Origin of the sequence: Nocardioides conyzicola, assembly GCF_039543825.1 — a bacterium.
GTDB classification, from domain to species: Bacteria; Actinomycetota; Actinomycetes; order Propionibacteriales; family Nocardioidaceae; genus Nocardioides; species Nocardioides conyzicola.
On sequence record NZ_BAABKM010000003.1, the window covers coordinates 332309 to 349879 of the forward strand.

The 17571-nt window shown below is 71.4% G+C and carries 18 protein-coding genes; 14 read left to right on the top strand and 4 right to left on the bottom strand.

Going from position 1 to position 17571, the window contains the following annotated elements; genetic code table 11:
- Positions 1–38: 38 nt before the first annotated feature.
- The 9 genes from ABEA34_RS19430 (at position 39) to ABEA34_RS19470 (ending at position 10147) form a co-directional block, all read left to right on the top strand.
- Entirely contained in the window at positions 39–956 is a 918-nt protein-coding gene (locus ABEA34_RS19430) for an ABC transporter ATP-binding protein (protein ID WP_345523177.1), read from the top strand.
- Complete coding sequence (locus ABEA34_RS19435) at positions 953–1744, top strand: ABC transporter permease (RefSeq protein ID WP_345523178.1); 792 nt, start codon at positions 953–955, stop codon at positions 1742–1744. Before ABEA34_RS19430 ends, ABEA34_RS19435 begins: the two co-directional genes overlap by 4 nt.
- 14 nt (positions 1745–1758) lie before the next feature.
- Positions 1759–2874, top strand: coding sequence for a sensor histidine kinase (locus ABEA34_RS19440; protein ID WP_345523180.1), 1116 nt, complete (start codon positions 1759–1761; stop codon positions 2872–2874).
- Entirely contained in the window at positions 2871–3479 is a 609-nt protein-coding gene (locus tag ABEA34_RS19445; RefSeq protein WP_345523181.1) for a response regulator, read from the top strand. Before ABEA34_RS19440 ends, ABEA34_RS19445 begins: the two co-directional genes overlap by 4 nt.
- A gap of 120 nt (positions 3480–3599) precedes the next feature.
- The gene (locus ABEA34_RS19450; protein WP_345523182.1) at positions 3600–4034 is read left to right on the top strand and encodes a hypothetical protein; all 435 of its coding nucleotides are present in this window, start codon (positions 3600–3602) and stop codon (positions 4032–4034) included.
- Positions 4035–4107: 73 nt separating this feature from the next.
- The gene (locus tag ABEA34_RS19455) at positions 4108–5271 is read left to right on the top strand and encodes a PQQ-dependent sugar dehydrogenase (protein ID WP_345523183.1); all 1164 of its coding nucleotides are present in this window, start codon (positions 4108–4110) and stop codon (positions 5269–5271) included.
- 109 nt (positions 5272–5380) lie between these two features.
- Positions 5381–6415, top strand: a complete 1035-nt coding sequence (locus ABEA34_RS19460; RefSeq protein WP_345523184.1) for a carboxypeptidase regulatory-like domain-containing protein — start codon at positions 5381–5383, stop codon at positions 6413–6415.
- A 64-nt stretch (positions 6416–6479) separates the two neighbouring features.
- Entirely contained in the window at positions 6480–7772 is a 1293-nt protein-coding gene (locus tag ABEA34_RS19465) for a hemolysin family protein (protein WP_345523185.1), read from the top strand.
- 62 nt (positions 7773–7834) lie between these two features.
- The gene (locus ABEA34_RS19470) at positions 7835–10147 is read left to right on the top strand and encodes a carboxypeptidase regulatory-like domain-containing protein (protein ID WP_345523186.1); all 2313 of its coding nucleotides are present in this window, start codon (positions 7835–7837) and stop codon (positions 10145–10147) included.
- On the opposite strand, the gene ABEA34_RS19475 is transcribed toward ABEA34_RS19470, so the two are convergent.
- Together ABEA34_RS19475 and ABEA34_RS19480 are read right to left on the bottom strand one after the other, a co-directional pair.
- A complete protein-coding gene (locus tag ABEA34_RS19475; RefSeq protein ID WP_345523187.1) occupies positions 10144–10416 on the bottom strand; it encodes a hypothetical protein in 273 nt (90 codons plus the stop codon). The genes ABEA34_RS19470 and ABEA34_RS19475 overlap by 4 nt on opposite strands.
- Before the next feature lie 4 nt (positions 10417–10420).
- Entirely contained in the window at positions 10421–10594 is a 174-nt protein-coding gene (locus ABEA34_RS19480) for a hypothetical protein (protein WP_345523188.1), read from the bottom strand.
- Positions 10595–10629: 35 nt separating this feature from the next.
- On the opposite strand from ABEA34_RS19480, the gene map reads away from it, so the two are divergent.
- From map to ABEA34_RS19505, 5 genes are all read left to right on the top strand, one after another.
- The gene (map, locus tag ABEA34_RS19485; protein WP_345523189.1) at positions 10630–11484 is read left to right on the top strand and encodes a type I methionyl aminopeptidase; all 855 of its coding nucleotides are present in this window, start codon (positions 10630–10632) and stop codon (positions 11482–11484) included.
- Between the two features lie 65 nt (positions 11485–11549).
- Positions 11550–13130, top strand: a complete 1581-nt coding sequence (locus ABEA34_RS19490; RefSeq protein WP_345523190.1) for a circularly permuted type 2 ATP-grasp protein — start codon at positions 11550–11552, stop codon at positions 13128–13130.
- Positions 13124–14050: an alpha-E domain-containing protein gene (locus ABEA34_RS19495; RefSeq protein WP_345523191.1), complete on the top strand. Its 927-nt coding sequence runs from the start codon at positions 13124–13126 to the stop codon at positions 14048–14050. The genes ABEA34_RS19490 and ABEA34_RS19495 overlap by 7 nt, the downstream gene beginning before the upstream one ends.
- Entirely contained in the window at positions 14047–14892 is an 846-nt protein-coding gene (locus tag ABEA34_RS19500; RefSeq protein WP_345523192.1) for a transglutaminase family protein, read from the top strand. The genes ABEA34_RS19495 and ABEA34_RS19500 overlap by 4 nt, the downstream gene beginning before the upstream one ends.
- 45 nt (positions 14893–14937) lie before the next feature.
- Positions 14938–16497, top strand: coding sequence for a FlgD immunoglobulin-like domain containing protein (locus ABEA34_RS19505; RefSeq protein ID WP_345523193.1), 1560 nt, complete (start codon positions 14938–14940; stop codon positions 16495–16497).
- A 3-nt stretch (positions 16498–16500) separates the two neighbouring features.
- Here the strand turns inward: ABEA34_RS19505 and ABEA34_RS19510 are convergent, their stop codons facing one another.
- Both ABEA34_RS19510 and ABEA34_RS19515 read right to left on the bottom strand, forming a co-directional pair.
- The gene (locus ABEA34_RS19510) at positions 16501–16917 is read right to left on the bottom strand and encodes a tetratricopeptide repeat protein (RefSeq protein WP_345523194.1); all 417 of its coding nucleotides are present in this window, start codon (positions 16915–16917) and stop codon (positions 16501–16503) included.
- Positions 16914–17483, bottom strand: coding sequence for a GNAT family N-acetyltransferase (locus ABEA34_RS19515; protein ID WP_345523195.1), 570 nt, complete (start codon positions 17481–17483; stop codon positions 16914–16916). The genes ABEA34_RS19510 and ABEA34_RS19515 overlap by 4 nt, the downstream gene beginning before the upstream one ends.
- Positions 17484–17571: the final 88 nt, after the last annotated feature.

The following is a 17571-nucleotide window of genomic DNA, read 5'->3' on the forward strand; positions in this document are numbered from 1 at the left end:
GTGAGGTCCCGGGAGACGGACCGGGTCACGCTGGGTCCATGACCACCTCCACCATCACCCGGGTCGCGGCCGTCCGCCTCGACGGCGTGACGAAGTCCTTCGCCAGCGGGGGGCAGAGCGTAGAAGCCGTCCGCGGGATCGACCTCGAGCTGCAGCAGGGCGAGATCGTCGCGTTCCTCGGCCCCAACGGCGCCGGCAAGACCACCACGATCGACATGATCCTCGGCCTCTCGCAGCCGACCACCGGCACCGCCACGGTCCTCGGCATCGAGCCCCGCCAGGCGATCGCCCGCGGGCTCGTCTCGGCCGTGATGCAGACCGGCGGCCTCCTCAAGGACCTCACCGTCCGCGAGACGGTGCAGTACACCGCCAGCCTCTTCGCCGACACGCGGCCGGTGGCCGAGGTGCTCGAGAACGCCGGCATCACGGCGATCGCCGACCGCAAGGTCGCGAAGTGCTCCGGCGGCGAGCAGCAGCGGCTCCGCTTCGCGATGGCCCTGCTCTCCGACCCCGCCCTCCTGCTGCTCGACGAGCCCACGACCGGCATGGACGTCGAGGGTCGCCGGGCGTTCTGGTCCGCGATCCGCGCGGACGCGGAGTCCGGCCGCACCGTCCTCTTCGCGACGCACTACCTCGAGGAGGCGGACCAGTACGCCGACCGGATCATCCTGATCAGCCACGGGCGGATCGTCGCCGACGGCACCGGTCCGCAGATCAAGGCGCTGACCTCCGGCCGCACCGTCCGGGCCACCCTGCCCGACGCCGACACCGAGGCCCTCGCGGCGCTCGACGGCGTCACCGGCGTCGAGGTCCGCGGCGACGCCGTGCTCGTGCACACCAAGGACAGCGACTCGACCGCGCGCTTCCTGTTGACCCGGACCCCCGCCCGCGACCTCGAGATCACCTCGCACGGCCTCGAGGACGCGTTCATCAGCCTGACAGGAGACACCCGATGAGCACCGTCACCACCCCCGTCGACCCGACCGCGCGCCGGGTCCCGCCCCTCGGCGGCTTCAGCCTCACCGTGCTCGGCATCGAGCTGCGGCGGATGCTGCGCAACCGCCGTACGGTCATCTTCACGCTGATCTTCCCGGCCGCCCTGTTCTTCGCGGTCACCGGGAGCGACAAGACCTGGGACGAGCCGGTCGGGAGCGGCAACGAGGCGGCGTACATCCTGATCTCGATGGCCCTGTACGGCGCCGCGCTGACCGCGGCCGCCGGCGGTTCGATGGTCGCGATGGAGCGCGCGCTCGGCTGGTCGCGCCAGCTGCGGCTCACCCCGCTCAACCCGGTCGTCTACATCCTGATGAAGGCGGTCGTCGCCCTCGTCATGGGCGCGCTCGCCATCGCCGTGGTCAACCTCTGCGGCGTGATCCAGGGCCGGGCCGAGATGCCGACCGACGTCTGGATCGCCTCCGCCGTCGTCACGCTCTTCTGCACCTTCACCTTCGCCGCGCTGGGCGTCTTCACCGGCTTCGTCGTCCCGGGTGAGAACGCCATGCAGATCCTCGGTCCCGGCCTGGCCGTGCTGTCCTTCCTCGGCGGCGTCTTCTGGCCGCTCACCGAGGGCAGCACCCTGTGGCACATCGCCACCTTCACCCCCATGTACGGCGTCGCCGAGGTCGCCCGGTCCCCGCTGACCCACGACCTGCCCTGGTACGCCGTGGTCAACGCGGTCGCCTGGCTGGCGATCTTCGTGGCCGGCGCCGCGTGGCGGATGAGCAAGGACACGGCTCGGGTGTGACTAGCCTGATCGTCGTGAGCCAGGAGGAGTGCGAGACGCCGCCGGGCGGGTCGGTGCGGATGGCGCGTCTCGCGCCGCTCCTCTCCGGCATCTGGCTCTTCTTCCTGCTCGAGCCGCTCGGTGAGGGCTGGCGCACCCGCGACCAGCTGAGCGGCATCCTGGGCATCCTCGTCACGGTCCTCTTCGCCGTGGCCTACATGGCGCTCTGGATGCGCAACCGGGCCGACCGGCAGAAGCTGATCGCCCACCCGGCGGGACGTCCCGCCGTGCTGTACGTCGGCTTGCTGGTCGCCCTCGGCACGCTGATGACGGTCCTGCTCGGCGGCTACGGCCTCGCCAGCACGCCGTACATCGGCGTGGCCTGCGTGATGGTCTTCCCGTTCCGCGTGGCGGCACCGGTGGTGCTCGCACTGGTGGGCATCGACATCGCGCTCTTCGCGGCCAACGACTGGGGCAGTTCCACCGGCCTCGTCTTCGGGGTCCTCGCGGCCTCCATCGCCGTCCTCGGGCTGCGGATGGTCATGGAGCGCAACGTCGAGCTGCTCAGCGCCCAGCAGGAGAACGCCAGCCTCGCCGTCGAGAACGAGCGCTCCCGCTTCGCCCGCGACCTCCACGACATCCTCGGCCACTCGCTCACGGTCATCACCGTGAAGGCAGAGCTCGCCCAGCGGATGCTCGACGTCGACCCCGAGCGCACCCGCGCCGAGCTGGCCGACCTCGAGCGGCTCAGCCGGGACGCGCTGGCCGACGTACGCCGCGCGGTGGAGGGCTACCGCGAGCTGACCCTGCCCGGCGAGCTGGCGCGGGCGCGCGGCGCGCTCGCCGCGGCCGAGATCGAGGCGCAGCTGCCCAACTCCGCCGACGAGGTGCCGAGCGACCTGCGCGAGCTCTTCGCGTGGACCGTCCGCGAGGGCGTCACCAACGTCATCCGGCACTCGGGGGCGCGGACCTGCGAGGTCCGGCTGACCCCGACCAGCGCGGAGGTGCGTGACGACGGCGCCGGCTGCGACCAGCCGCCCGGCTTCGGCTCGGGACTGGCGGGCCTGCGCGAGCGGGCCGCGACCGTCGGCGCCACCGTCGTCGTCCGGCACCTCTCCCCCGGGTTCTCGCTGCAGGTGGTGCGGTCGTGACCATCCGGCTGCTGCTCGCCGACGACCAGGCCCTGGTGCGCGGCGCCCTGTCGGCCCTGCTCGGTCTCGAGCCCGACCTCGAGGTGGTCGCGGAGGTGGGCAGCGGCGACGCCGTGCTCGCCGCCGTCCTCGCGCACCACCCGGACGTCGCGCTGCTCGACGTCGAGATGCCGGGCCTCGACGGGATCGCCGCGACCGCGGAGGTACGCCGCGAGGCACCCGACACCCGCGTCCTGATCGTGACCACGTTCGGTCGCCCCGGCTACCTGCGCCGCGCCCTCCAGGCGGGCGCCTCGGGGTTCGTCGTCAAGGACACGCCCGCCCCGCAGCTCGCCGACGCCGTACGCCGGGTGCACGCCGGCCTGCGGGTGGTCGACCCGGGCCTCGCGACCGACAGCCTGCTCGCCGGCGAGTCCCCGCTGACCAGCCGCGAGACCGACGTCCTCCAGGCGGCCCGCGACGGGTCCTCTGTCGCCGGGATCGCCGCCAAGCTCTTCCTCTCCGAGGGCACCGTCCGCAACCACCTCTCCTCCGCCATCGGCAAGACCGGCGCCACCAACCGCGCCGAGGCGGTGCTGACCGCCGAGGGCAACGGCTGGTTGTGATCTGCGGTCCCCGGGAGGATCGCTGACCACAACCTCTCCACAGACGCCGTCACAACCGAGCTGTCCACAGGGCTCATCGCGCCGCCCTCGCCGATCGACGGTCGCGGCGAGGCTCCGGTCATGCCCCGACAGGTCCCGTACGACGACGCTCGGCTCGACACCGCGCGCCGGCTCGCCGCCGCCCAGGGCGGGGTGCTGTCCCGGCCCCAGCTGTACGGCCTCGGCATCACGCGGTGGGAGATCCGCGGCCAGGTCCGCGCTCACCGGTGGCGGCTGATCGGCGACCAGTCCGTCCAGCTGAGCAACGGCGACCTGAGCCCGACCGGCGAGCAGTGGGCGGCCGACGCGGCGGTGGTCCGAGGACGAGATCTTCCGCACCGGGCTCCCCCGGACTCGACCCGCTACCGCCGCGATCCGTGCAGCGCTCTGGGCGCGCAGCGACCGGGAGGCGACATACGTCCTACTGCTCGCCGTGCAGCAGCGGCTGACCACGGCGGCCGCCTGAGCGCCGAGGACGTCATGCGGATGGAGCATCCGCTTGCTCCGTCCGTATGACGTCCCGGCCCGCCGACCCCGCAGGACAGCAGCCTGGGTTGCGATCTCACGTTCGATGGGTACGGTCCCAGGCATGCGCTCCCTCCTTCTCGGATCCCTCACCGCCCTCGGGCTCGCCGCCACGCTCACCGCCGCACCGGCGCCGGCACAGCGGCCCGCAGACCGCCACGTGGACAGGGCGGCGTACCCCGCCCTCAAGGTCACCAAGCTCGTGACGGGTCTCGACCACCCGTGGGACGTCCGATCCCTGGGTGGCGGTCGCCTCATCTTCACCCAGCGCGAGCGCGCGACGCTCACGGTGTGGGAGAAGGGCAGGAAGCACGGCGTGAAGTTCCCCAGCAGCTCGGTCTGGGTCAGCGGCGAGACCGGGCTGATGGGCCTGGAGGTCGACCCCGCCTTCACCAAGAACCACCGCATCTACACCTGCCAGGGCGGTACGACGAGCGGCGGCGGCCACGACGTGCGCGTCATCGCGTGGCGCCTCAACGCTGCCACCACCAAGGCCACGAAGATCAAGCAGCTGATCGGCGGCTTCCCCACCAGCTCCGGCCGGCACGGCGGCTGCCGCCTGCTGATCGACAAGGCGGGCTCTCTGCTCGTCGGCACCGGTGACGCCGCGATCGGCACCAACCCCGAGAACAAGAAGTCCCTGGGTGGCAAGACGCTGCGCCTCAACCGGATGACCGGCAAGCCGTGGCCCAAGAACCCGTTCGTGCACGCGTCCAATCGCAGCAAGCGCTACATCCAGACCTTCGGCCACCGCAACGTCCAGGGCCTCAGCCAACGCGCCGACGGCACGCTGTGGTCGATCGAGCAGGGCACCGGCCGCGACGACGAGGTCAACCGGCTCCACAACGGCGGTGACTACGGCTACAACCCGGTCCCCGGCTACAACGAGTCCGTCCCGATGACCGACCAGTCCCTCCCGGGCAAGCAGATCAACGCCGTGTGGAGCTCGGGCGACCCGACGATCGCGACCTCCGGTGGCGGCTTCATCTACGGCAGCAAGCTCGGTGCGTACGACGGCACGCTGGCCGTCGCCGCGCTCAAGGCCGAGCGCGTGGTCTTCCTGACCCTGTCGAAGACCGGCAAGCTCAAGCACGTCGTCGTACCCGCCACGCTGCGCCAGTACGGCCGGATCCGCACCGTCGTCGACGGCCCCGGCTCGACGTTCTACGTCACCACCGACAACGGCGACGGCAACGACGTGATCCTGCGGGTGCGGCCCCAGGGCTGACATCCGTCCCACGCCGCACTCTCCGCAACTTCGAGACTCGGCGGCCCTCCTGCTCCTATCCTCCGAGCAGCGTCGGGGCGCACGGCCCCGATGGTGAGGGGGGACGATCATGTCGACGACGCGCACCGAGCTCTACCGACGGGTGCGGACGGCGCTCGCGATCACCCTCGCGCTGCTCGTCGCCGGGAGCCTGGCGATCACCGCCTCCGGCCCCGCCGCTGCCGACTCCACCGGCCACATCACGGGCACGGTGACCGGCACCGGCGGAGTGGCGCTGGAGGGCATCTCCGTGACGGCGATGGCGTACGACAGCGCCACCGACTCCTTGCAGCCCGCGGGCGATGCCTCGACCGACGGCTCCGGCTTCTACGACGTGTCGGACCTGCCCGCTGGCACCTACCGCCTCTCGTTCTTCGACCCCACCGGCACCTACCTCACCGACTACTACGAGAACGCGACCAACTGGTTGACCGCTACCGACATCGTCGTCGCGGCCGGCGCCACCGTCGGCGACAAGAACGCCCAGCTCGACCAGGCCGTCCACATCACCGGCACCGTCACGGGTGTCGGCGGCGCGCCCCTGCAGGGGATCGACGTGACGGCGTACCGCAACGACGGCGACGGGTGGCAGCGGGCCGACGAAGGCGATGCCTACACCGACGGCTCCGGCCACTACGACCTCTCCGAGCTGCCCGCCGGCACCTACCGCCTCCGGTTCGCCGATGACCACGACCGCTACCTCATCGAGTTCTACGACAACGCCACCAGCCTCCAGATCGCGACCGACATCGTCGTCGCCGCCGGCACCACCGCCAGCGGCAAGGACGCCCAGCTCTCGCCGACGCCGAAGATCGCCGCGACGAAGAAGCCGAAGCTGACCGGCCGTGCCACCTACGGGTCCACCCTCAAGGTCACCACCGGCACATGGACGCCCGCCGGCGCCAAGGCGAAGATCCAGTGGTACGCCGGCGGCAAGGCCATCGCCAAGGCGACCACGGCCAAGCTCAAGCTGAGCGGGGCGACGGCGAAGAAGGTGGCCGGCAAGACGATCACGGCGCGGATCACCGTGACCTTCCCCGGGGCCCAGCCCGTGAAGGTGACGCTGAAAGCACCTGGCAAGGTCAAGCTGCCGAAGCGCCGCTGAGTTGGATGCCTCGGGCATACTGGACGGCTCCTGAACCTCGACCCATGGAGCCCGCGGACCCACTGTGGACACGCTGACCCTGATCAACCTGCTTCTCGTCGTCGCGTTCATCCTCGTCGGCGGCGTGTTCGCCGGCACGGAGATCGCCCTGGTCTCGCTGCGCGAGGGCCAGATCAGCACCCTGGCCGAGCGCGGGCCGCGCGGCGCCCGGGTCGCCCGGGTGGCGCGGGACCCCAACCGGTTCCTGGCGGCGGTGCAGATCGGCGTCACCGTGGCCGGCTTCTTCTCCGCCGCGTACGGCGCCTCCACGCTCGCGCCCGACTTCGCGCCGGTGCTGAGGGACGCCGGACTCGGCGACGCCGCTGCCGACACGCTGGCGCTGATCCTACTGACGCTCTTCATCGCCTACCTCTCGCTGGTGCTCGGCGAGCTGGTGCCCAAGCGGTTGGCGCTGCAGCGCTCCCAGGGCGTCGCCTACGTCGTCGGCGGACCCCTCGACCGGTTCGCGATCCTGATGCGCCCGGTCGTCTGGCTGCTGTCGACGTCGACCAACGGCGTGGTCCGGCTCTTCGGCGGTGACCCGCACGCGACCTCGGAGGAGCTCAGCGACCAGGAGCTGCGCTACCTCGTCGACCAGCACGAGGGCCTGGCCGACGACGAGCGCAAGATCCTGACCGACGTCTTCGACGCCGGCGACCGCTCGCTCAGCGAGGTGATGAAGCCCCGCCGTGACGTCACCTACCTGGCCGCCGACTGCACCGTCGCCGAGGCGGTGGAGGCCGCCCTGTCGCACCCGTACTCACGGTTCCCGGTGATCGGCACCGGCCCTGACGACGTCCGCGGCTTCCTGCACGTGCGCGATCTCCTGGGCGCCGACCCGACCCGTCGGATCCGCGGACTGACCCGCGACATCCTGCACCTTCCGGCCACCAACCGGCTGCTGCCCTCCCTGGCCCGGATGCGCGACGAGGGCCGCCACATCGCCGTCGTCGTCGACGAGTACGGCGGCACCGACGGCATCGTCACCCTCGAGGACCTCGTGGAGGAGCTGGTCGGCGACATCCGCGACGAGTACGACGAGGCCGAGCCGGAGACGGCCCCCGACGTCGTCGACGCCGGCCTCACCATCGAGGACTTCGCCCGGGTGACCGGCGTACCCCTCGCCGACGGTCCGTACGAGACGGTCGCCGGCTTCGTGATGCACCAGCTCGGCCGGCTCGCCGAGGTCGGCGACACCGTGGTGGTCGACGACCACCACCTCGTCGTCACCGAGGTCGACCGCCACCGGATCACGCGGGTCAGCGTGCGGCCCACCAGTTCTGCCGAATCGCCTCCGACGGCGGTCGAGCACCCCTAGCCTGTCCCGGACCAGCGACGAGGCATCGGGCCTCGCCACTGCCCCCGGGGGAGAACAACTGCATGCGACGTGACCGCGCCGCCACCCGTCCGATCGCGACGCTGCTCAGCATCGCTCTCACCCTCGCTGGAGTGCTCTGCGTCGACGCCCCCGTGAGCGCCGAGACCGCGGCGCGCGACGATGCGCGCCCCACGCCGACCTACCGCGTCGCGCCCCCGGACGTCGGCCCGCGCGCAGCGGCGGAGCGGAGCGCCTCGGCGAGCTCGCGACGCAGCGCCCGTGTGTCCGGCACCGGACACATCACGGGCACGGTCACAGGCCCTGCGGGCCAACCCCTCGAGGAGGTCTGGGTCGACCTTTACCGCTGGGACGACGACGAGCAGTGGTGGGACGAGCTGGGGGGCTGGTACACGGGAGCGGACGGCGCCTACGACCTCAACGGCCTCGCCGCCGGCAGCTACCGGATCGCGTTCGACCCGGGCTCCGTGCCGGGCGGCTACGAGGGCGAGTACTGGGACGATGCCGCGAGCTTCGACGAGGCCACGCAGATCGATCTCGCCGATGGGCAGGCGGCTACCGGCACCGATGCAGAGCTCGCGGTGCGAGGCCGCATCACCGGCGTGGTGACGGGACCAGCCGGGCAGCCGCTCTCGGACATCAAAGTCACCGCCTATCGGAGGGAGATCGAGGACGGCGATGGCGGTGACGAGGACGTCTACTGGGACGAGTACACCGACGCGTGGACCGGCTCAGACGGCAGCTACGACCTCGGCGCGATGCACTCCGGCACCTACCGGATCGAGTTCTACGACTACATGACCGGCTACGTCGGGGAGTACTGGCGCGACACCACGCTGTGGGCGGACGCCAGCGGCGTCCAGGTCACCGCAGGAACGGTCACCAGCGGGATCAACGCCCAGCTCGCCCTCGGCGGGGTGGTCGACGGCGTCGTCACGGCCCCTGACGGACACGCGCTCCCGGACATCGAGGTGCGGGCATACCGCTGGGACCAGGCCGGCGGCACGTGGGAGTGGGCCTACTACACCTACACCGATGACAACGGGTTCTACGACATGTCCGGGCTGCCCGACGGCAGCTACCGACTCGGCTTCTCCAACGAGGACGGCTACTACGCCACGGAGTACTGGGACAACGCGACCACGCTCGACGACGCGACCACGATCGCGGTCACCGCAGGCAACCCTCGGCACGGCCGCAACGCCCAGCTGTCGGAGTTCGGCACCATCGACGGGACCGTCACCGACAGCTCGGGCCAACCGCTGTGGGACGTCGAGGTCTACGCCTTCCGGTGGAGCGATGACGAGGACGTCTGGGAGCCGTACTACAACACCTACACCGACGAGGACGGCAGCTATGAGATGGGTGGTCTCGAGCCGGGGAGCTATCGCCTGAGGTTCTGGGGCGACGCCGACACCGTCAAGGAGTACTGGGACGACGCGGACACCCTCGGGTCCGCCACCACTCTCGACGTCGCACTGGACCGGACGCTGAGCCACGTGGACGCCGAGCTCGCGCCCGCATCGGCGCCGAGCGTGGCCGTCGTCGGGCTGCCGACGATCACCGGGCTCCCGCAGATCGGCTCGACGTTGACCGCGACGAGCGGCACGTGGACACCGGCGACCGGACTCGCCTTCAGCTACCGGTGGTTCGTGGGCGGCGAGCCCGTTGCCGGAGCGACGTCGCCGACGTACGTGCCCACGTCGGTCGACCTCGGCAAGACCGTCCAGGTGCAGGTCCGCGCCACCGGGTCCGGCTACACCTCCCGTACGGCGAGCTCGTCGGCCACCGGTGCGGTCGCACCGGCGCCCGCTCCCGTCAACACGGTCCAGCCCGGCTTCACCAAGACTCCTCGGGTCGGCGTCCTCGTGACGGCGAAACCCGGCGTCTGGAGCAAGTCGGCCACGACCTTCACCTACCAGTGGCTGGTGAAAGGGCTCCCGGTCGCCGGCGCGACCCACGCGGCGTACACACCGGTCGCCGCGGACGCAGGGAAGGAGCTGACGGTCCGCGTCACAGCGACCGGCGCCGGAGGCGCTGCCGGCGTGGCGACATCGGCGGCGAGCGTCGTCGCCAAGGGTGTGCTCAAGGCGACGAAGAAGCCCAAGGTCACCGGCACGGCCAAGAAGAACGCCACCGTGACGGTCTCCCCCGGCAGCTGGTCGCCCAAGGCCAAGGTCGCCTACCAGTGGTACGCCGGGAGCAAGGCGGTCGCCAAGGCCACCGGCGCCAGGCTCAAGATCACCGGCAAGGTCCTGAAGGCCGTCAAGGGCAAGGCGATCAGCGTCCTGCTCACGATCACCGCACCCGGGTACACGACCGTGACCACCCGGCTCAAGGTGCCGGGCAAGGTCTAGGCCGTCCAGCCGAGCCAGGCACCGCCGGCGGTGACCGCCGCGAACCAGAAGACGACGGCGAAGACGGCCACCCACGGCAGCCGCTTCGGGTGCGGCGTCCACCAGACACAGGCGACAGCGAGCAGCACGACCCACACGCCCAGCAGCAGCACGACGCCCCACCACGGCGCGACCAGCCCGCTGGCGGCGTACAGGAAGAACGCACACGCCATCCCGGCCATGCCGACGAACGGCCAGGGCGACGCCTTGTGCTGGACCTGGTAGGTCAAGCCGCTAGTCGTTCCACTTGGGATCCTTGTCCCACTCCTCGTTGCGCTGCTCGGCCTTGCCGAGCGCGCCCTCGGCCTCCTCGCGGGAGCCGAACGGCCCGAGCCGGTCGATCGGGGCGCACATGTCCTCGCCCTGCTCGACCCGGTGGTGCTTGACGCAGAACCAGAAGTCACTCATGCCCGGAACGTACCCCGCCTCTAGAGTTGCCAGTCGTGACCGCCCCGCCCATCCTCCCCGCTGCCATCTCGCCCCGCCGACCGGTCCCCACCGCGATCCCGCGACCGGAGTACGTCGACCGCGAGGCACCGGCCCGCTTCGAGGGCAGCGAGGTCAAGGACGCGGACACGATCGAGCGGATGCGTGCGGCCTGCCGGCTGGCCGCCGAGGCCCGCGAGCTCGTCGGCAGCCACGTGGCGCCCGGCGTGACGACCGACGAGCTGGACCGGATCGGGCACGAGTTCCTGTGCGACCACGGTGCGTACCCGTCGACGCTCGGCTACCGCGGCTTCCCCAAGTCGCTGTGCTCCAGCGTCAACGAGGTCGTCTGCCACGGCATCCCCGACAGCCGCCCGATCCTGGACGGCGACATCGTCAACATCGACATCACGGCGTACCTCGACGGTGTCCACGGCGACACCAACGCGACCTTCCTCGCGGGCGAGGTCGACCTGGAGACCCGGATGCTGGTCGAGCGCACCCGCGAGGCGCTCGAGCGCGGGATCAAGGCCGTCAAGCCCGGCCGGCGGATCAACGTCATCGGGCGGGTGATCGAGTCCTACGCCGCCAGGTTCGGGTACGGCGTGGTGCGGGAGTTCACCGGCCACGGCATCGGCACGGCGTTCCACTCGGGCCTGGTCGTCCCGCACTACGACACGCCCGAGTACGACGACCTGATCGAGGTCGGGATGACCTTCACGATCGAGCCGATGCTCAACCTCGGCACGCACGCGTGGGACATGTGGGACGACGGCTGGACGGTCGTGACGGCCGATCGGCGCCCCAGCGCGCAGTTCGAGCACACCCTCCTGGTGACCCCCACCGGGGCCGAGGTCCTGACCGTGGTCTGAGCCGGATCCCGACGCAACGTTCCCGTAACAGCCGAGTGGGTAGGGTCCGCGACATGGATACGCCCATGAGCACGCTGTTCGAGGGCTACTCGGGGACTCGGCATGCCTACGACGAGATGTTCGACGCCGAGACGTTGCGCGCGCCGTACGAACGCCTTCGCACCTCGCTCAACGACCTGACGATCCCCGACCTGGCCGCGCGGGTGGAGGCGCTCCAGGCGAGCTACCTCGACCAGGGCGTGACCTTCGACATCGGTGGTGAGGAGCGGGCCTTCCCGCTCGACATCCTCCCGCGGGTGATCGAGATGGACACCTGGTCCGGGATCGAGCGCGGCGTGCAGCAGCGCGTGGCCGCCCTCGAGGCGTTCCTCGCCGACGTGTACGACGCCGGGCAGGTCTTCGCCGACGGCGTCATCCCCCGCCGGGTGATCGTCACGTCGTCGCACTACCACCGCCAGGCGGCGGGCGTCCGTCCACCCAACGGGGTCCGGGTGCACGTCTCGGGCATCGACCTGGTCCGCGACGACGAGGGCGAGTTCCGGGTCCTCGAGGACAACGTGCGGGTGCCGTCCGGCGTGTCCTACGTGATGACCAACCGGCGGGCGATCTCGTCCGCCCTGCCCGAGCCGTTCGCAGACCACCGGATCCGCCCGGTCGCCGGCTACCCGCAACGGCTGCTGGCCGCACTGCGCGCGTCCGCCCCCGCCGGCGTGCAGGACCCGACGGTCGTCGTCCTCACGCCGGGCGTCTACAACGGCGCCTACTTCGAGCACGCGCTGCTCGCCCGCACGATGGGCATCGAGCTGGTGGAGGGGCGCGACCTCGAGTGCCGTCGCGGCCGCGTCATGATGCGGACCACCAAGGGCCTCGCCCAGGTGCACGTCATCTACCGCAGGGTCGACGACGAGTTCATCGACCCGGTCCACTTCCGCGCCGACTCCATGCTCGGGTGCCCGGGCCTGATCGACGCGGCCCGCGCCGGCAACGTCACCATCGCCAACGCGATCGGCAACGGCGTCGCGGACGACAAGCTCGTCTACACCTACATGCCCGACCTGATCCGCTACTACCTCGGTGAGGAGCCGGTCCTCAAGAACGTCGACACCTGGCGGGTCGGCGACGCGGACGCCCGCGAGGAGGTGCTCGACCGCCTGGACGAGCTCGTGCTCAAGCCGGTGGACGGCAGCGGCGGCAAGGGCATCGTGATCGGGCCACGGGCGACCCCGGCCGAGCTCGTCGAGCTGCGCACGAAGATCCTCGCCGACCCGCGCTCCTGGATCGCCCAGCCGGTCGTCCAGCTGTCGACGGTCCCGACGTACGTCGACGGCAAGTTCGGGCCGCGGCACGTCGACCTGCGGCCGTTCGCGGTCAACGACGGCCAGCGGGTGTGGGTGCTCCCCGGCGGTCTGACCCGGGTCGCCCTCGCCGAGGGCGAGCTGATCGTGAACTCGTCGCGCGGCGGCGGCTCCAAGGACACCTGGGTGCTGGCCGGGACGGGACGGGTGGCGCCGCACGTCGAGCCCGAGCCCGCCGAACCCGTCGCACCGACGCCTACCGCCCCCCAGACCACCGGACCGGCCCTCACGGACACCGGGTCGGGCCAGGAGCAACAGCAGCAGCAACAGCAGGGAGCCGCCCGATGCTGAGCCGGATCGCGGAGTCGATGTTCTGGATCGGCCGGTACGTCGAGCGCGCCGAGGACACCGCGCGCATCCTCGACGTACAGACCCAGCTCATCCTCGAGGAGAGCGGGATCGACGAGCGCGAGACCTGTCGGATGCTGATGTCCATCATGGGCGCCGACCTCGAGCCCGAGGACGAGGTCGACGTCACCACCGTGCTGCGGCAGCTCGCCTACAACCCCGACTCCCCCACATCGATCGCGACCGCCCTCGGTGCGGCCCGGGAGAGCGCGCGCCGGGCGCGCGAGACGCTCTCGGTCCCGATGTGGGAGGCGATCAACACGACGTACCGGGCGATCCCGTCGGGGCAGTTCCGGGCGACGCGGCCGCCGATGGTCTTCCAGTGGGTGCGCGAGCGGGCGGCGCTGATCAACGGCACGGCCGACGCGACCATGACCCGCGACGAGGGCTGGCAGTTCCTGATGCTGGGCCGGTGCATCGAGCGAGCCGACATGACGTCACGGCTGGTCGCGACCGCCGCGGTGTCGACAGGCTCCCCGTGGACGAGCACGCTGCGCGCGTGCGGCGCCTACGAGGCCTTCCTGCGGACCTACCGGGGGCTGGAGACGGACCGGGCGGCGGCGGAGTTCCTGCTCCTCGACCGGCTCTTCCCGCGGTCCGTGGTGTTCTCGCTCAACCGCGCCGAGCAGTGCGTCGACAACCTCGAGTCGCAGGGTCAGCGCGCCGGCTTCCAGAACGAGGCGCAGCGGCTGCTCGGACGCACCCGGGCGGAGCTCGAGTACCGCTCACTCTCCGACGTGCTGGCCGATCTCCCCCACGAGATGGAGCGCCTGCAGCGCACCTGTGCGCTGGCCACCGACGCGATCACCCGCCGCTACTTCGCCGGCGCGGAGTCGCTGACCTGGCAGGGGGTGCTCGCATGAGCATGCAGCTGCGGATCGTGCACCGCACGACGTTCGAGTACGACGGGCGCGCGGTCGCGTCGTACAACCAGGCCCGGATGACGCCGCTGACGACGCCCGGCCAGATCGTGTCGTACAGCCGGGTGGAGGTCTCCCCCGCGCCCTGGAGCTTCGACTACCGCGACTACTTCGGGACGGCGGTCACGGCCTTCGAGGTGCTGGACCCGCACGAGTCGATGACGGTGACGGCCACGTCGACGGTCTACACCGACCGGGCACCCGCCGGGATGCCGACGATCGGGTGGGACCAGCTCGCCGACCCCGACGTCGCCGACGAGTACACGGAGTACCTCGCGCTGACCCACGCGGTCGCGCTGCACCCCGAGCTGAGCGCACGGGTCGACCGGATCCGCGCGGACGCCGCGATGCCGGGCGACGCCGCCCGGGACATCTGCGCGCTGATCCACCGCGAGGTCGAGTACCGGCCCGGCGCGACCGACGTGCACACCCGGGCCGCCGACGCCTGGGAGCAGCGTGCCGGCGTCTGCCAGGACATGGCCCACCTGACGATCGGAGCGCTGCGCACGCTCGGCATCCCGGCCCGCTACGTGTCGGGCTACTTCCACCCGCAGGCGCGGCCCCAGGTCGGCGAGACCGTGCCGGGCGAGTCGCACGCGTGGGTCGAGTGGTGGGACCACGGCTGGCACGCCTTCGACCCCACCAACGACTCCGAGCCGGGAGACCGGTACGTCGTCGTGGCGACCGGGCGCGACTACGGCGACGTCAAGCCGCTCAGCGGGATCTTCTCGGGCGCGAAGACGCAGGCGATGAACGTCGACGTCGTCCTCACCCGCCTGGGCTGACGGCGGGTACGGTGTCGCCGTACCGTCACTTCTCGGGGGAGAACCATGTTTCGTCGTGTCGTCCTCGCCGCCTGCGGCGCCGTCCTGCTCGTGGGCTCGGCGCTCTCTGCCGTCCCGGCGGAGGCCGGCGTCTCGCGCGATCGCCCGCCGCCGCTGATCACGGTCGAGAAGTTCCGCCACGACTTCTCGCCCGACAGGGACGGCTACCACGACCAGCTCAAGATCCCGGTGACGCTCACCAGGAACTCGCTGCTGGTCGTCCGGGTCGTCGACCTGGACACCAAGCAGGTCGTCGCCCACGCCGGCCGCGCGATCTGCCTGGGCGGCCCCTGCCGGCTGAAGCGGGGCACGCACGTCGTCCGGTGGCCCGACATCGCCCACGTCTTCGACGACGACGTGATCAACCGCAGCCAGCGAGGTCGTTACCGCCTGACCTTCGGCGCCGAGACCCGCACCGGTCGGTACGAGACCGCGCGGAGCGTCGTCGTGACCCTGCGCGGCGGTGCGGTCGACCTGGACTCCGACGCCGACCGGCTGATCTCCCCCAACGGCGACGGCCGGCGGGACCGTCTCCGGATCGGGTACGACCTCGAGCAGTCCGCGCGGGTCCGCGCCGTCGTACGCTCCGGCCAGGGTGCCGTCGTGGACCAGGTCCGCCTGGGACGTCTGGCTGCGGGCCACCACACCTGGACGTGGGCGCCGTCGACCAAGCCCTCCTCGCGTCCGGCCGACGGCTCCTACTCGGTGAGCCTGGTCGCGGTCCCGCCGGCGCACGGTCCGGGTGCCGGCCGCGCCGGGATCACGGTCCGCACCGACACGGTCGGGCCCGACGCGACCCCGGACCACAGCCGCACCACCGTCTACCCGGCCACGACCCTCTTCGCCGACGAGGTCCGCTTCCAGTTCGACGACGACGTCGCCATCGGCTCGCTCGACGTGTCCGTACGTCGTCCCGACGGCGCCCTCGTCCGCACGCTGGAGCCCGAGACCGTGCCGTGCGTGCCCGGCGACAGCTACCACATGCTCGCCGGCGACTGTGCCCTCCTGCGGTGGGACGGGCGCACTGCGGCCGGGTCCTACGTGCTCCGAGCCCGCGCGTACGACGCCGCCGGCAACCAGACCGTCGCCGAGACTCCGCTCACGGTCTCGTCGAAGCCGCTGGTCGAGCAGACGAAGAGCACGACGGTGCCCGCGTCGCAGTGGGGCGGTGGAAAGACCCCGTGCGCCGACCCCTACTCGTCCCAGGGCTGTGGTTTCACGTTCCACGAGCCGGTGCCGTCGGAGCGCTTCACTGGCGGGTTGTCATTCCGGGCCGGCACCGGCACGGCCGAGCTCATCTTCCCGGTCGGGGGCGAGACCGGCCACGAGCGGTTCCGGGTCACCGCCACCGGCGGGCCGACCACCCCCGGCGACCAGGACGTCGCCTCGCTCAGCGGCACCCAGATGCAAGGTGACGGCAGCTTCACGACCGGATGGCACCCGGTCACGCTGGCTGCCGGGGCCCTCCAGGCCGAAGGCTTCTGGGTGACGTCGACCAGCAACGGCAACGACTACGACGTCGCGTCGTTCACCGTCGAGCAGACCTACTTCGCGCCTGCTTCCTGACGGTCAGTCGCCGCGCTTGACGTACTCCTCGACCCGCAGCACCGCCAGGCCGTAGTCCCAGTCGCCGCTCATCGCGGCGGCGAGGCGCAGGTGCGGCAGCGCCTCGGCGTACCGGCTCTGGCGCTCCAGGCACCGTCCGAGGGCGTGCTGCGCCCAGTCGTCGGTGGGGTTGTCGGCGACCAGCCGCTCGAGGTCGGCCTGGGCGTGCTTGAGCTGCACGCGGATGAAGTAGGCCCAGGCCCGCAGGCTGAGCAGTCCGGTGTTGTCGGGGTCCTGCTCCAGCGCAGGCTCGAGGACCTCGAGGGCCTCCTTGGGCGCGCGACGCTCCAGGAGGTCGTACGCCGTCCGGTAGGCCGACTCGGGTGCCGCCGTCTGTCCAGGGAACACGACCGGCGGCGTGGGCAGCATGTCGTCGCTCATGCCCGGTCAACGCCCGATCGAGGTACGGGATTCCCGGGTGGGTCGTCGTGCAGGATGCGCTGGAAGAGCACCTGGTCGCGCCACTCCCCGCGGATGAAGAGGAACCGCTCGGCCCGCCCGTACTCCTCGAATCCGCTGCGTCTCAGCACCGCCTGCGAGGCCGTGTTGGTGGGCGCCGTGCCTGCCTCCAGACGGTGCAGGCCGAGCCTCGTCGCCTGCACGACGGCATGCCCGACCGCGGACGTCGCGAGCCCCCGGCGCAGGTGCTCGTGGTCGACCCAGTAGCCGACCGTCCCCGACTGCAGCACGTAGCGCACGATGTTGCTGAGCATCAGCCGCCCGACCACCTGCTCGCCGTACCAGATCAGGTTGACGTACGTCCGGCCCTCCTCGCTCAGGGCCAGGTTGCGCTCGACCTCGATCTCCTGCCCGGCATCGGTGTAGAAGCTCTCCGGCCGGTCCGGGTCCCACGGCGCCAGGTGCTCCCGGTTGCGCCGGTACGCCGCCGCCAGCGCCGCCCCGTCCCCGCTCCGCAGCTCCCTGATCGCGTAGTCCTCACCCAGCACCGCGCCAGCCTATGCCGTGCCTTCCGGTGGTGACCGGTGGTTGAGGAGGGCCGCCAGGTCCGTCTCGAAACCCCGGAAAGCCGACCGA

Coding starts and splice junctions, on each gene's coding strand:
- ABEA34_RS19430 (WP_345523177.1), top strand. CDS start 39: ATGACCACCTCCACCATCACCCGGGTCGCGGCCGTCCGCCTCGACGGC.
- ABEA34_RS19435 (WP_345523178.1), top strand. CDS start 953: ATGAGCACCGTCACCACCCCCGTCGACCCGACCGCGCGCCGGGTCCCG.
- ABEA34_RS19450 (WP_345523182.1), top strand. CDS start 3,600: ATGCCCCGACAGGTCCCGTACGACGACGCTCGGCTCGACACCGCGCGC.
- ABEA34_RS19455 (WP_345523183.1), top strand. CDS start 4,108: ATGCGCTCCCTCCTTCTCGGATCCCTCACCGCCCTCGGGCTCGCCGCC.
- ABEA34_RS19460 (WP_345523184.1), top strand. CDS start 5,381: ATGTCGACGACGCGCACCGAGCTCTACCGACGGGTGCGGACGGCGCTC.
- ABEA34_RS19470 (WP_345523186.1), top strand. CDS start 7,835: ATGCGACGTGACCGCGCCGCCACCCGTCCGATCGCGACGCTGCTCAGC.
- ABEA34_RS19480 (WP_345523188.1), bottom strand. CDS start 10,594: ATGAGTGACTTCTGGTTCTGCGTCAAGCACCACCGGGTCGAGCAGGGC.
- ABEA34_RS19490 (WP_345523190.1), top strand. CDS start 11,550: ATGAGCACGCTGTTCGAGGGCTACTCGGGGACTCGGCATGCCTACGAC.
- ABEA34_RS19495 (WP_345523191.1), top strand. CDS start 13,124: ATGCTGAGCCGGATCGCGGAGTCGATGTTCTGGATCGGCCGGTACGTC.
- ABEA34_RS19500 (WP_345523192.1), top strand. CDS start 14,047: ATGAGCATGCAGCTGCGGATCGTGCACCGCACGACGTTCGAGTACGAC.
- ABEA34_RS19505 (WP_345523193.1), top strand. CDS start 14,938: ATGTTTCGTCGTGTCGTCCTCGCCGCCTGCGGCGCCGTCCTGCTCGTG.
- ABEA34_RS19510 (WP_345523194.1), bottom strand. CDS start 16,917: ATGAGCGACGACATGCTGCCCACGCCGCCGGTCGTGTTCCCTGGACAG.